This is a genomic window from Rhizobium sp. R339 (assembly GCF_002211395.1).
Classification (GTDB): Bacteria; Pseudomonadota; Alphaproteobacteria; order Rhizobiales; family Rhizobiaceae; genus Rhizobium.
On record NZ_LOKV01000003.1, the window covers coordinates 140,145 to 153,679 of the forward strand.

The 13,535-nt window shown below is 61.7% G+C and carries 16 protein-coding genes; 2 read left to right on the plus strand and 14 right to left on the minus strand.

All coding sequences use genetic code 11. The features are described 5' to 3' along the window. Positions 1–117 precede the first annotated feature (117 nt). Positions 118–1,335 carry a bifunctional 2-C-methyl-D-erythritol 4-phosphate cytidylyltransferase/2-C-methyl-D-erythritol 2,4-cyclodiphosphate synthase gene (locus ATY76_RS07335; RefSeq protein WP_088674116.1) on the plus strand — a complete coding sequence of 406 codons (1,218 nt, stop codon included), beginning with the start codon at positions 118–120 and terminating at the stop codon, positions 1,333–1,335. After that, a complete protein-coding gene (locus tag ATY76_RS07340; protein ID WP_190233612.1) occupies positions 1,332–1,838 on the plus strand; it encodes a CinA family protein in 507 nt (168 codons plus the stop codon). Before ATY76_RS07335 ends, ATY76_RS07340 begins: the two co-directional genes overlap by 4 nt. Before the next feature lie 4 nt (positions 1,839–1,842). Here ATY76_RS07340 and ATY76_RS07345 read toward each other — a convergent pair whose 3' ends face one another. The 14 genes from ATY76_RS07345 to eno all read right to left on the minus strand — a co-directional run bounded on the left by ATY76_RS07345 (position 1,843) and on the right by eno (position 13,519). Then, positions 1,843–2,295, minus strand: coding sequence for a type II toxin-antitoxin system RatA family toxin (locus ATY76_RS07345; RefSeq protein ID WP_088674118.1), 453 nt, complete (start codon positions 2,293–2,295; stop codon positions 1,843–1,845). A gap of 9 nt (positions 2,296–2,304) precedes the next feature. Continuing rightward, a complete protein-coding gene (locus ATY76_RS07350) occupies positions 2,305–2,901 on the minus strand; it encodes an AAA family ATPase (protein ID WP_190233613.1) in 597 nt (198 codons plus the stop codon). Beyond that, complete coding sequence (locus ATY76_RS07355) at positions 2,898–3,482, minus strand: AAA family ATPase (protein ID WP_088674120.1); 585 nt, start codon at positions 3,480–3,482, stop codon at positions 2,898–2,900. Before ATY76_RS07355 ends, ATY76_RS07350 begins: the two co-directional genes overlap by 4 nt. Before the next feature lie 68 nt (positions 3,483–3,550). Next, positions 3,551–4,522, minus strand: coding sequence for a lipoyl synthase (lipA, locus tag ATY76_RS07360; protein ID WP_088674121.1), 972 nt, complete (start codon positions 4,520–4,522; stop codon positions 3,551–3,553). A gap of 40 nt (positions 4,523–4,562) precedes the next feature. Next, positions 4,563–4,811 (minus strand): GlsB/YeaQ/YmgE family stress response membrane protein, encoded by a 249-nt coding sequence (locus tag ATY76_RS07365; protein WP_088674122.1) that lies wholly within the window; start codon positions 4,809–4,811, stop codon positions 4,563–4,565. Positions 4,812–4,825: 14 nt separating this feature from the next. After that, entirely contained in the window at positions 4,826–5,080 is a 255-nt protein-coding gene (locus ATY76_RS07370; protein ID WP_088674123.1) for a GlsB/YeaQ/YmgE family stress response membrane protein, read from the minus strand. A gap of 55 nt (positions 5,081–5,135) precedes the next feature. Continuing rightward, positions 5,136–6,581 (minus strand): dihydrolipoyl dehydrogenase, encoded by a 1,446-nt coding sequence (lpdA, locus tag ATY76_RS07375; protein WP_088674124.1) that lies wholly within the window; start codon positions 6,579–6,581, stop codon positions 5,136–5,138. A gap of 17 nt (positions 6,582–6,598) precedes the next feature. Next, positions 6,599–7,180, minus strand: coding sequence for a GNAT family N-acetyltransferase (locus tag ATY76_RS07380; protein ID WP_088674125.1), 582 nt, complete (start codon positions 7,178–7,180; stop codon positions 6,599–6,601). A 2-nt stretch (positions 7,181–7,182) separates the two neighbouring features. After that, complete coding sequence (locus tag ATY76_RS07385; RefSeq protein ID WP_012483686.1) at positions 7,183–7,824, minus strand: SGNH/GDSL hydrolase family protein; 642 nt, start codon at positions 7,822–7,824, stop codon at positions 7,183–7,185. Between the two features lie 19 nt (positions 7,825–7,843). After that, the gene (locus ATY76_RS07390) at positions 7,844–9,172 is read right to left on the minus strand and encodes a pyruvate dehydrogenase complex dihydrolipoamide acetyltransferase (protein ID WP_088674126.1); all 1,329 of its coding nucleotides are present in this window, start codon (positions 9,170–9,172) and stop codon (positions 7,844–7,846) included. Positions 9,173–9,187: 15 nt separating this feature from the next. Continuing rightward, on the minus strand, positions 9,188–10,573 hold the full coding sequence (locus ATY76_RS07395; RefSeq protein WP_088674127.1) for a pyruvate dehydrogenase complex E1 component subunit beta: 1,386 nt from the start codon (positions 10,571–10,573) through the stop codon (positions 9,188–9,190). A gap of 15 nt (positions 10,574–10,588) precedes the next feature. Beyond that, the gene (pdhA, locus tag ATY76_RS07400; protein ID WP_088674128.1) at positions 10,589–11,635 is read right to left on the minus strand and encodes a pyruvate dehydrogenase (acetyl-transferring) E1 component subunit alpha; all 1,047 of its coding nucleotides are present in this window, start codon (positions 11,633–11,635) and stop codon (positions 10,589–10,591) included. Positions 11,636–11,780: 145 nt separating this feature from the next. Next, positions 11,781–12,101 (minus strand): septum formation initiator family protein, encoded by a 321-nt coding sequence (locus tag ATY76_RS07405; protein ID WP_088674129.1) that lies wholly within the window; start codon positions 12,099–12,101, stop codon positions 11,781–11,783. A 143-nt stretch (positions 12,102–12,244) separates the two neighbouring features. Continuing rightward, on the minus strand, positions 12,245–13,519 hold the full coding sequence (gene eno, locus ATY76_RS07410) for a phosphopyruvate hydratase (RefSeq protein ID WP_088674130.1): 1,275 nt from the start codon (positions 13,517–13,519) through the stop codon (positions 12,245–12,247). Positions 13,520–13,535 lie beyond the last annotated feature (16 nt).

Genomic DNA, 13,535 nt, shown 5'->3' on the forward strand with positions numbered 1-13,535 from the left:
GTTCCGCGGCTTGCCAAGAGGGCTGGGATCGAAATCGATATTTTTCGGGCAGATGCTGGAAAAGGCCGAAGCAAGACGTTAGAGCACTCGGGTCAATTCCGGATCTTTCGGGGATTTATGCTGCAAATGCCTTCCAAGCAACCAATATCGGCCGGAATTGTCATCGTCGCCGCCGGCCGCGGCGAGCGTGCGGGAGCCCCGACGGAAGGTCCGAAGCAATATCGCATGATCGGCGGCAAGCCAGTTATCGCGCATACGCTTGAAAACTTCGTGACATGGGAACCGGCAACGCAGATCGTCGTCGTCATCCATCCCGACGATGAGGCGCTGTTTGCGAGAGCCTTCCGCCACATCGTTTCGGCAACGCCGATCGAAACGGTGCTCGGTGGCGCAACCCGGCAGCAATCCGTGCTCGCCGGCCTTCGGTATCTCAAGGACAAGCATGTCAGCCATGTGCTGATCCACGATGCCGTGCGCCCCTTCTTCGATCATGTGCTTCTCGACCGCATTGCCGAGAGCCTCGGCGGGGGAGCACCGGCGGTTCTGCCGGTCATGCCCGTCACCGATACGCTGAAACGCGCCGACAGCGCCTGCACCGTGCTGACGACGGTTTCGCGCGAGCAGCTCTACGCGGCGCAGACACCGCAATCCTTCACCTTCGAAGCCATTCTCGACGCGCATGAAAAGGCGGCGGCGAGCGGACGTAGCGATTTTACCGACGACGCCTCGATCGCCGAATGGATGGGCATTCCGGTGACGATCGTCGAAGGCACGACCGACAACGTCAAGCTGACCGTCAAAAGCGATATCGCCAAGGCTGACGACAAGCTGTCGGCGCCGCCGCTTCCCGATGTGCGCACCGGCAACGGTTACGACGTGCACCAGCTCGAAGCCGGCGATGGCGTCACCCTCTGCGGCGTCTTCATTCCGCATGATCAGAAGCTCAAGGGTCACTCCGACGCCGACGTCGCCCTGCATGCGCTGACGGACTCCCTGCTCGCCACCTGCGGCGCCGGCGATATCGGCGACCATTTCCCGCCCTCCGACCCGCAATGGAAGGGTGCGGCCTCGCGCATTTTCATCGAGCATGCCGCCCGGATCGTGCGCGAGCGCGGCGGCACGATCATGAATGCCGATGTCTCGCTGATCGCCGAGGCGCCGAAAATCGGCCCGCATCGCGATGCCATGCGGGCGAAGCTTTCGGAGTATCTCGGCATCGATATCGAGCGCTGCTCAGTCAAGGCGACGACCAACGAGAAGATCGGTTTCGTCGGCCGGCGCGAAGGCATCGCGGCAATCGCCACGGCGACCGTCGTCTATCGCGGGAGGAAATGATGAGCCTGTTTCCCAAGGAGATAATTTCGGCGGCCGACGCGATCATCCGTGATTTCACCGCCGCCCGTGTGATGATCTCCACCGCCGAATCCTGCACTGGCGGGCTGATTGCAGGCGCCTTGACCGAGATTTCCGGCTCATCCGCCGTCGTCGATCGCGGCTTCGTCACCTATACGAACACGGCGAAGATCGAACTGCTCGGGGTGCAGGAGGCAACGCTCATGCGCTTCGGAGCGGTCTCCGAGGAGACCGCGCGGCAGATGGCGCACGGCGCCCTCTTTCGCTCTCGCGCCGACATCGCCGTTGCCGTCACCGGCATTGCCGGCCCCGGCGGCGGATCGGCGGAAAAGCCGGTCGGCCTCGTGCATCTCGTCGCCAAATCGCGCACCGGCGCGCTCATTCACCGAAAAATGCTCTATGGCGACATCGGCCGCAGCGAAGTTCGGCTGGCGACGATCCGGACGGCGCTGGACATGGTGTGCTTGCTCTTTTCAGATAAATAGCCGCTCAAACCGGAGCGTAGATCTTGCTTGCGCGCGTCTCGAAGGCCTCGGTGAACATCCGGAAGGCCCGATCGAACATCGAACCCATCAGAGCGCCGAGGATGCGGCTCTTGAACTCGTAGTCGATGAAAAAATCGATGGTGCAGCCGCCGGACGGCGTCTCGGCGAAGTGCCAGCGATTGTCGAGATATTTGAACGGGCCATCGATATATTTGACCTCAATGACGCGTTCGGCACGGTTCAGCAGCACCTGTGTCGTGAAGGTTTCCCGGATCGCCTTGTAGCCGACTGTCATGTCGGCGACGAGCAGGATCCTGCCATCGCGCTCCCGGCGGCTCTTGACAACCAGCGCCTCGCAGAGCGGCAGGAATTCCGGATAGCGCTCGACATCGGCAACGAGGTCGAACATCTGGTCGGGTGTGTGCGGGACGGAACGGTGCGTTTCGAATTGCGGCATAGGCGGCACTTAAGCGGGCCGGTCCAGAAGATCAAGAAGCTCGCGCATCCGGCGGCGGGATTTTAGCTGGAGAACCGGCACATCGGGGCCGTGTTCGGCGATACCGGCGGCGACGCGCGGGGCAAATTTCTCCTCGAAGGTCCAGATGTAGCGCAGGAACTCCAAATCGACCTTCTCAATGCAACCCGGGGCCATTTCCGGGCGCGTGCGGCCGATCCATTTCGCCCATCGGCTGACGGCGCCCCAGATGCAGAGAAGCCGTGGCATCCGGACCCAGATGGCGAAATCGGTCCGCGGCAGTCGAATATCAAAGGACGAAGGGTTGGTGCCGTCCATAATCCAATGCTCCTCGAGGATGCGCCCGGCGATGATATTTCTCTGCTCGACCCTGTCGCGCGCCACCCAGCCGGGAAGCCAGAACACGTCGCGATCGAGGGAAATGTACGGAAGCCCGAAGCGCGTGGCGATCTTCAGCGAAAGAGTTGATTTCCCACCACCCGAGCAGCCCACGACGAGAATGCGCCGAGCTATACGAATGCCCTTGGCCGCCTGATCAAGGTCGGTGATCTGCTGACGTAGCGGCAACTCCGCTCTTCGGTCCATCACGGGACTTCCTCAGCTGCAAATGCGCCTCTCGTCGCCCTCCCAAGAGCGGCAAGTTCGCTAGCCGCTTCACGTGATCTTATTGTGACGGTGGAATTTACAAGTCCGTAGTCCCGGAGTGCTGTTTCGATCAAGGGCGCGGCGTCCCGCTCGAAATTCCATATATAAACAAGCGCCTCCAATGAGAGGTGTTCAGGGCAGCCGGCCGGCCGTTCGGGACGGCTACGCCCGAAATAACGAAAGACTCTCGAAATCGCTCCATATAGGCATGCATATCTTGGCATACGAAGCCAAATGACGGCCTCGGCCCGTGGCAGACGAAGATGGAATGAACTGAGCCCGGTTCCATCCATGATCCAGCGCTCTTCCGCCACGGCCGTGGCGATAAGGCTATCTATCTCGTCGCGCGGTCTCTTTTTCCAGCCCGGCAGCCAGTAGAAGTCGCGGTCCATGGAGATGTAACGAAGGCCGAGCGCTTCTGAGATCTGTTTTGCAAGCGTGCTCTTTCCGCTGCCGGGGCAGCCGATCACCAGAATACGGTCCGCTTCGGTTAGTGTCGATTTCAATCCGGATGCGACATTCATCGTCGGCCACTCAAAGAAAAACCGCGGCGAAAATCGCCGCGGTTCGATCAAAAAGCAAGGGCCGAACCTTACTCGGCTGCGATCAGCAGCTTTTTCTCCCGCGCCGCCCTCAGCCTTGCGAAATCGTCGCCGGCATGGTGCGAGGAGCGGGTCAGCGGGCTGGAAGCCACCATCAGGAAGCCCTTGCTGTAGGCGACCGTCTCGTAGGACTTGAATTCCTCGGGCGTGACGAAGCTTTCGACCTTGTGGTGCTTGCGGGTCGGCTGCAGGTACTGGCCGATCGTCAGGAAGTCGACATCGGCGGTGCGCAGGTCGTCCATCAGCTGGAGAACTTCATTCCGCTCCTCGCCGAGGCCGACCATGATGCCCGACTTGGTGAACATGGTCGGGTCGAGTTCCTTCACCCGCTGCAGCAGGCGGATGGAATGGAAATAGCGGGCGCCGGGTCGGACCGTGAGGTAGTTGCCGGCAACCGTTTCCATGTTGTGGTTGAAGACGTCGGGCTTGGCGGCGACGACGCGCTCCAAGGCGCCGGGCTTCTTCAGGAAATCCGGTGTCAGGATCTCGATCGTCGTTGCCGGCGAAGCGGCGCGGATCGCCCAGATCACCTTTTCGAAATGTTCGGCGCCGCCGTCCTCCAGATCGTCACGGTCGACCGAGGTGATGACGACGTGGGACAAGCCCATTTCCTTGACCGCCTTGGCGACGTTCTCCGGCTCGGCCATATCGAGCGCGTTCGGCTTGCCGGTGGCAACATTGCAGAAGGCGCAGGCGCGGGTACAGATCTCGCCCATGATCATGAAGGTGGCGTGCTTCTTGTCCCAGCACTCGCCGATATTCGGGCAGCCGGCCTCCTCGCAGACGGTGACGAGCTTGTGCTCCTTCACGATCGCCCGCGTTTCGGCATAGCCCTTGGAGGTCGGCGCCTTGACGCGGATCCAGTCCGGCTTGCGCATGACTTCCGTATCCGGCCGATGCGCCTTTTCCGGATGTCGCACGCGCTTGGCGTCGGGATTGATCGTGTCGAGAATGGTCACCATTGCAGTATCAGCTTTCCGCCGCCCCTACGCGGCCTCGTCTCTAGCGCCGCACCAGCCGCGCAAGGAATATCAGCAGGCAGGCGCCAAGGAAACCCGTCACGAAATAACCGAGACGCCCTCCAACCAGCTGGACATGGAACTGGGCGAGGATCGCGGTGGCGACGACGGAGCCGACGATGCCGAGCACGATGTTGAGGAAAATCCCGTATCGCGCATCCATCAGCTTGCCTGCCAGCCAGCCCGCAAGCCCGCCGATGATGATTGCCGAAATCCAGCCCACGCCTGCCATACCTGCCCTTGCCCCTACGCGACCGCCCTTGCGACCAGAACCACGATAATGGCGCCGACGGTGGCGTGGATGATCTGTACGACCAACGCGTTGTCAATGCCGAGCGAAATGCCGAGCGCACTGAACAGATAGCCGCCGACGAAGGCGCCGATGACGCCGCTGAGCAAGCATCTGATCAGACCACCGCCACCGACGACGAGGCTAGCGAGGAAGCCCGCGACCAGGCCAATCAGCAAAAACACCAGCAACGCCTGCGTCTCCATAGACATGATGATTTCCTTTCATCTTTTCCACCCCGGACAAAGAGGGCGGCTCCGGAAATTATCAAGCGTTCAGCACACGGCCATAGGCATCGAGCACGGCTTCCTTCATCGTCTCGGAGACGGTCGGATGCGGGAAGATGGTGTGCATCAGTTCTTCTTCTGTCGTCTCGAGGTTCATCGCAACGACGAAGCCCTGGATGAGTTCGGTGACTTCAGCGCCGACCATATGGGCGCCGAGAAGCTCACCGGTCTTCTTGTCGAAGATCACCTTCACCATGCCCTGGTCTTCGCCGAGCGCGATTGCCTTGCCATTCGCCGCGAAGGAGAAACGGCCGACGCGGATGTCTCGGCCCAACTCCTTGGCCTTGGCTTCGGTGAGGCCGACGGAGGCGACCTGCGGATTGCAATAGGTGCAGCCCGGAACCTTGCCCTTGTCGGTCGGATGAACATTCGGCAGGCCGGCAATCTTTTCGACGCAGACCACACCCTCATGCTCGGCCTTGTGCGCCAGCATCGGCGGGCCGGCAACGTCGCCGATCGCGTAGATGCCGGCGACATTGGTCTTGCCGTAACCGTCGGTGACGACGCAGCCGCGGTCGGTCTTCACGCCAAGCGCCTCGAGGCCGAGATTTTCGATGTTGCCCTGGACGCCGACGGCGGAGATCATCCGGTCGGCGGTGATCTGCTGCACCTTGCCATCCGACGTCTCGACATGGGCGGTGATGCTGCCGGCACCCTTCTCGACTTTCGTGACCTTGGCGCTGGTGAAGATCTTCAGGCCGCGCTTTTCCAGCTGCTTGCGGGCGATGGCGGTGATTTCCGCATCCTCGACCGGCATGATCGTCGGCATGACTTCAACGACCGTGACGTCGACGCCCATCGAGCGGTAGAAGCTGGCGAACTCGATGCCGATCGCGCCCGAGCCCATGACGATCAGCGACCTCGGCAGCGCATCCGGCTTCAGCGCCTCGAAATAGGTCCAGATCAGCTTGCCGTCCGGCTCGATGCCGGGCAGTGCGCGCGGGCGGGCGCCGGTGGCGATGATGATGTGCTTGGCGGTATAGGTGCCCTCGCCCTTGACGTTCTTCGGCAGCGGATGCTGCGGCTCGACCACAGGCTTCGACGACTTGCCGACGACGATCTCGCCGGGCTTCGTTAACTTCGCCTCGCCCCAGATGATGTCGATCTTGTTCTTCTTCATCAGGAAGCCGACGCCGGCGTTCAGTCGGGCGGAGACGGCGCGCGAGCGGCCGACAACGGCCTTGGCATCCGGCTTGACCGAGCCTTCGAGAACGAGGCCGAAATCCTTGAAGTGGTTGGCGTGATCGAGCACCTCGGCCGAGCGCAGCAGCGCCTTTGTGGGTATGCAGCCCCAGTTCAGGCAGATGCCGCCCATATGCTCGCGCTCGACGATCGCCGTCTTCAGGCCGAGCTGGCTGGCGCGGATGGCGGCGACATAGCCGCCGGGACCGGAGCCAATGATGATGACGTCGTAGGATTCAGCCATGTGTTTCCTGCCCTTTGTTATGCTGCGCTGCGGGTCATGAGCACCCACGCGTGCCTCTTGCTGTTTTCGAAGAGCGGCACGGCATCCGCACGCGCAGCCTCCAAGAATCCGTTTCTTCCATAAAGCGACAAAGCCGCTTCGTTATCGCTTGCGGTGATCAGGCTGACGGGCCGACGATCGGCCCTTTCGATCTGATCCTCCAGCAACCTTTTCCCGATGCCGATGCCGCGCAGATGGCGATACACGCCGAGACTGCCAATGAACCAGCTTCCGACCACCGTCTTTTGCAAGGCGAGCATCGGCTCGGTCGCCGCAATCGTCGCTTCGATATCGCCTATGCCCTCATCCAGCGCATGACCGATCGCCACGCCCGCGACTTCGCCATAGGCCTCGGCGATGACGGCATCCCGCCAGCCGCCGACGGCTTCCTCCTCGCTCATCTTCCGCCTGCCGCATTCCAGCGGCGTGTCGCTAGCGCCATTCGCCACATCGGCGAACCACAGCCAGGAGGCAACACCGTGCGAGGCGATATCCGCCAGGATCGCTAGCTCCGAAGCATCCCGCCGTGACGCCTGCCGCAGCGCGACGAAGGAAGCCATGCTCAGATCCCCAGCATCATCCGGACGATCGATTCCAGCCCGCGTCCGAGCGCACGGGTGTTTTCCGCATCGAGATGAATGCCGTCGATCGGCGTGGTCTTGGCGACGGAATTGCCATCGAAGAAACCGCAGCCGAGTTCGTCGGCGAGATCGCGGTAAAGCGTTGCGAGCTTTGCCGATTCCTCGATGCCGCCGGGAAAGGATGCGGCGAAGGGCACGTTACCCGTCGCGCAGATCGCCGGCGGCGCCACGATCAGGATTTCTGGCCCGTCGAACTCGAAAGGCCAGGCATGATTGCGGATCAGCCGCACGAGCCGGCTGATGCCCTGGCAGGCGGCAAAGGCCGAACCAGCCACGACCGGCTTCATGTCGTTGGTGCCGAGCAGGAGGATGACGAGGTCGAGCGGCGCATGCGTCTGCAGAATCGTCGGCAGGACGCGCGCACCGTTGCGGTCGCAATCGGCCAGATGATCGTCGAAAGCGGTGGTGCGACCGTTCAGCCCTTCGGCGATGACGCGCGCCTCGCTTCCGAGCGCTGCCTGAAGCACGCTCGGCCAGCGATTCTTGTACTCATGGCGGCCGATCGTCTCGGCGTCATAACCCCAGGTCAGCGAGTCGCCATAGCAAAGAACGGTCTTGGTCATTTCCGCCTCCGCCGAGCTATCAGACGAGCATGCCCATCGGGTTTTCGATGTAGCCCTTGAAGGCCTGGAGCAGCTCGGCGCCGAGCGCACCGTCGACGCAGCGATGGTCGGTCGACAGGGTGACGGACATCACCGTGGCGATCGCCATTTCGCCGTTCTTGACGACGACCCGCTGCTCGCCGGCGCCGACCGCGAGGATCGTTGCATGCGGCGGATTGACGACGGCGGCAAAGTTCTTCACGCCCATCATGCCCATGTTGGAGACAGAGCTGGTGCCGCCCTGATATTCCTCGGGCTTCAGCTTGCGGTCCTTGGCTCGTTTGCCGAGATCGCGCATCTCGTTGGAGATGACCGACAGCGTCTTCTGCTCGGCCTTGCGGATGATCGGCGTGATCAGGCCGCCGGGGATCGAGACGGCGACGCCGACATCGGCGTGCTTGTGCTTGACCATGTTGCTGTCAGTCCACGACACGTTGGCGTCGGGAACGTCGCGCAGCGCCAGCGCCATGGCCTTGATCACCATGTCGTTGACCGAAAGCTTGTAAGCTGGAGCGTTGTCCTTGCGCGGCGCCGCATCGTTCAGCTGGGCGCGCAGCGCCATCAGAGCATCGAGCTCGCAATCGACGCTGACGTAAAAATGCGGGATCGTCTGCTTGGATTCGACCAGGCGCCGGGCGATCGTCTTGCGCATACCGTCATGCGGCACGAGCTCGTAGGAGCCCGGCTCGAACAGTTTGAGCACGGCGTCGTCGGAAGCGCCCTTCGGTGCGGCGGCGGCCGGTGCCGGAGCAGCAGCCTGCGGAGCAGCGGCAGCGGCGGGAGCAGCCTTGGCACCACCGCCCGCAACGGCGGCTTCGACGTCGCTCTTGACGACGCGGCCATGCGGGCCAGAGCCTGCGACAGCCGAAAGGTCGATGCCGGCTTCCTTGGCGAGCCTGCGGGCAAGCGGCGAAGAGAAGGTGCGGTTGCCGCCAGCGGAAACGGATGCCGGAGCGGCGGCCGGTGCCGGTGCTGCAGCCGGAGCGGCCTCAGCCTTCGCCGGTGCAGCTTCAGCTTTCGGTGCCGGAGCGGCAGAACCCGCGCCGCTTGCGGCAGCGGCATCCTCGCCATCGGCGGCGAGAACGGCGATCAGCGCATTGACCTTGACGCCTTCGGTGCCTGCGGCAACGACCAGCTTGGCGACCGTGCCTTCATCGACGGCTTCAACTTCCATCGTCGCCTTGTCGGTCTCGATCTCGGCGATCACATCGCCTGACTTGACCTTATCGCCTTCCTTGACCAGCCACTTGGCCAGATTGCCTTCTTCCATGGTCGGAGAGAGGGCGGGCATCGTGATATTGATCGGCATCGAGATACCCTCCCCTTATTTGTAGCAAACAGCCTTAACCGCATCGACGACTTCACCGACGTTCGGAAGCGCCAGCTTTTCGAGATTGGCGGCGTAAGGCATCGGCACATCCTTGCCCGCAATCGTCAGGATCGGCGCATCGAGATAGTCGAAGGCCTGCTGCATGACGCGAGTGGCGATTTCGGTGCCGACGGAAGACTGCGGATAGCCTTCCTCGACGGTGACGAGACGGCCGGTCTTCTTCACCGATTCGATGACGGTCGGCAGATCCATCGGGCGGATGGTGCGGAGGTCGATCAGTTCGACATCGATGCCGATCTTTTCGAGTTCGGCGGCGGCCTTCGTCGCATAGGTCATGCCGATGCCGAAGGAAACGACGGTCACGTCCTTGCCCGCACGATGGATGCGGGCCTTGCCGATCGGCAGGACGAAATTGTCGAGCTTCGGCACATCGAAGTGCTGGCCGTAGAGGATCTCGTTTTCGAGGAAGATGACCGGGTTCGGATCGCGGATAGCTGCTTTCAGCAGGCCCTTGGCGTCGGACGCCGTATAAGGCATGACGACCTTCAGGCCGGGGATCGCGCTATACCAGGCGGCATAATCCTGGCTGTGCTGAGCGCCGACGCGGGCTGCCGCGCCGTTCGGGCCGCGGAAGACGATCGGCGCGCCCATCTGGCCGCCGGACATATAAAGCGTCTTGGCGGCGGAATTGATGATGTGGTCGATCGCCTGCATGGCAAAGTTGAAGGTCATGAATTCGACAATCGGGCGAAGGCCGGCCATGGCGGCGCCGACGCCGACGCCGGCAAAGCCGTGTTCGGTGATCGGCGTATCGATGACGCGGCGGGGGCCGAATTCCTGCAGCAACCCTTGAGTGACCTTGTAGGCGCCCTGATATTCGGCGACTTCCTCGCCCATGACGAAGACATCGTCGCTGGCGCGCATTTCTTCGGCCATGGCGTCGCGGAGCGCTTCGCGCACGGTCATCGACACCATCTCGGTACCGGCCGGGATTTCCGGGTCGTTCGGAACGACGGCCTTCGGTTCGGCCGGAAGCGGAGCAGAGGCGGAACCGCTATTCGTCGGCTTCTCTTCCTGAGCGACCGCGGGTGCCGCTGCGGCAGCCGGCTTGGCTGCTGATATATCGGAGGCGGATTCGCCATCCTGCAGTAGCACGGCGATCTTGGTGTTGACCTTGACGCCTTCGGTTCCGGCATCGACCAGCAGCTTGCCGATGACGCCTTCGTCGACGGCTTCGACTTCCATCGTCGCCTTGTCGGTTTCGATTTCGGCAATTACGTCGCCGGAAGTGACCTTGTCACCTTCCTTTTTCAGCCATTTGGACAGCGTGCCTTCTTCCATCGTCGGAGAGAGGGCGGGCATGAGGATATCGATAGGCATGGGTTCCCTCCCCGATTAGAGCAGAATGTCGGTGTAGAGCTCGGATGCATCCGGCTCCGGATCGGCCTGGGCGAAGTCGGCGCTGTCGGCGACGATGTCGCGGACATCCTTGTCGATCGCCTTCAGATCGTCTTCGGAAGCCCAGCCCTTCTCGATGAGGCGTGCCTTCACCTGCTCGATCGGGTCCTGCTCGGAGCGCATCTTCTGCACTTCTTCCTTGGTACGATACTTCGCCGGGTCCGACATGGAGTGGCCGCGATAACGATAGGTCAGCATTTCGAGGATGATCGGACCCTTGCCGGAGCGGCAGTGTTCGAACGCCTCATCGGCGGCGGCCTTGACGGCGCGAACGTCCATGCCGTCGACCTGAATGCCGGGGATGCCGAAGCCGGAGCCGCGAAGCGAATAGTTCGACTGCGCCGTGGCGCGCGCCGTCGAGGTGCCCATGGCGTAACGGTTGTTCTCGACGATATAGACGATCGGCAGCTTCCACAGAGCCGCCATGTTGAAGCTCTCGTAAACCTGGCCCTGGTTGGCCGCACCATCGCCGAAATAGGCGACGGCGACATTGCCGTTGTTACGGTAGCGGTTCGCGAAGGCAAGGCCTGTTCCGAGCGAAACCTGGGCGCCGACGATGCCGTGGCCGCCGTAGAAATGCTTCTCTTTCGAGAACATGTGCATCGAGCCGCCCTTGCCGCGGGAATAGCCGCTGCGACGGCCGGTCAGCTCGGCCATGACGCCGCGCGCTTCCATGCCGGTCGCCAGCATGTGGCCGTGGTCGCGATAGGCGGTGATGACCTGGTCGCCTTCCTTCTGCGCCATCTGCATGCCGACGACGACAGCTTCCTGACCAATATAAAGATGGCAAAAGCCGCCGATGAAGCCCATGCCGTAAAGCTGGCCGGCCTTCTCCTCGAAGCGGCGGATCAGCAGCATCTCGCGATAGGCCTTGAGCTCTTCATCACGATCGAAGTCGGCTACCGGGCCGCCATTCGATGCTTTGACTGTGGATTTTGCTGCAGTTTTGCGGCTGGAAACGGTCGCGGTCTTTCGCGGCGCCATTCAACCCTCCCTATGGGTTTATCGGTTCTCGATGGCGCGTACCATAGGGAAGAAATATGACCACAGCAATGCCATAATTGCATGGCTCATATTCTGAGATAAATTGTTGAAAAGATTACATGAATCGCAATTAACTGAATTCCAGTTAATTGGAATAGTGGTTGAATATGACGATCTCGTCCGCGCGCGACATATTGAGCTGGTAACGCGCCTTTTCGTCCAGCATATCCTTGTCGAGCGAGCCGTCACTCAGGAGCGCGACCTGACTTTCCAGATGTTCGCGCTTCGCCTTCAAGACCGCAAGCTCTTTTTCGCGCTCAATCCGCTGGCGCTCGAACGTCTCCGTCGCGCGCAGGCCGTAATCGCCATGGATGCAATGATAACCGAAGTAGGAGAGGAAGGCGACCGTCATGGCCGGAATGACGAAGCGACCGATTCTTCTCTTCTTATGATGCTTTGTCCACATACACGCATGCTCTTGAACGCATTACCAATTCGTTCAATCTAACGCGCAGAGATTAACCGTTCGTTGACTCTAAAAAACGGGCAATAAAAAACCCCGCGCCTCTCACAAGGCGCAGGGCTCAAGCGATTGAAAATCAGATCCGATCAGCCGCGGATGATCGAACGGCCGGCATATTGGGCCTGGGGGCCGAGGCCTTCTTCGATGCGGATCAGCTGATTGTACTTGGCAAGGCGGTCGGAGCGCGACAGCGAGCCGGTCTTGATCTGGCCGCAGTTGGTGGCGACCGCGAGATCGGCGATGGTCGAATCTTCCGTTTCGCCGGAGCGGTGCGACATGACGGCGGTGTAGGCTGCCTTGTGCGCCGTGTTGACGGCATCCAGCGTTTCCGTCAGCGAACCGATCTGGTTGACCTTGACGAGGATCGAATTGGCGACGCCCATGCGGATGCCGTCACGAAGACGGGCAGAGTTGGTGACGAAGAGATCGTCGCCGACCAGCTGGGTCTTCTTGCCGATCAGGTCGGTCAGCGCCTTCCAGCCGTCCCAGTCGTCTTCGGCCATGCCGTCTTCGATCGAAATGATCGGATACTTGCCGGCGAGTTCGGCCAGATATTCGGCCATGGCGCCCGGCTCGAGCGTGCGGCCTTCGCCTTCGAGAACATACTTGCCGTCCTTGAAGAATTCCGTCGAGGCGCAATCGAGGCCGATATACATGTCGTCGCCGGGCTTGTAGCCGGCTTTCTCGATCGACTTCATGATGAAGTCGAGAGCCTCGGGCGCGCTCTTCAAGCCTGGTGCGAAACCGCCTTCATCGCCGACATTGGTGTTATGGCCCTGTGCGGCAAGTTCCTTGCGCAGCGTATGGAAGACTTCCGAGCCCATGCGGACGGCTTCGCGGATGGAATCCGCACCGACCGGCATGATCATGAATTCCTGGAAGTCGATCGGATTGTCGGCATGCGCGCCGCCGTTGATGATGTTCATCATCGGCACCGGCAGCAGGCTTGCGGAAGCACCGCCGACATAACGGTAGAGCGGCAGGCCGGAAGCCTGGGCGGCAGCCTTGGCGACGGCGAGCGACACGCCGAGGATGGCATTGGCGCCGAGGCGCGACTTGTTCGGCGTGCCGTCGAGCTCGATCATGATGTTGTCGATCTGGATCTGGTTTTCGGCGTCGATACCGCCGATCGCGTCGAAGATCTCGGTGTTGGCAGCCTCGACAGCCTTTTCAACGCCCTTGCCGAGATAGCGCTTACCGCCGTCACGCAGCTCGACCGCCTCATGCGCGCCCGTCGAGGCACCCGAGGGAACGGCCGCGCGGCCCATGCTGCCGTCTTCGAGATAGACATCGACTTCGACGGTGGGGTTGCCACGGCTATCGAGAATCTCGCGGGCGATAATATCGGTGATTGCAGTCATGGGTTCTTCCTGCTCG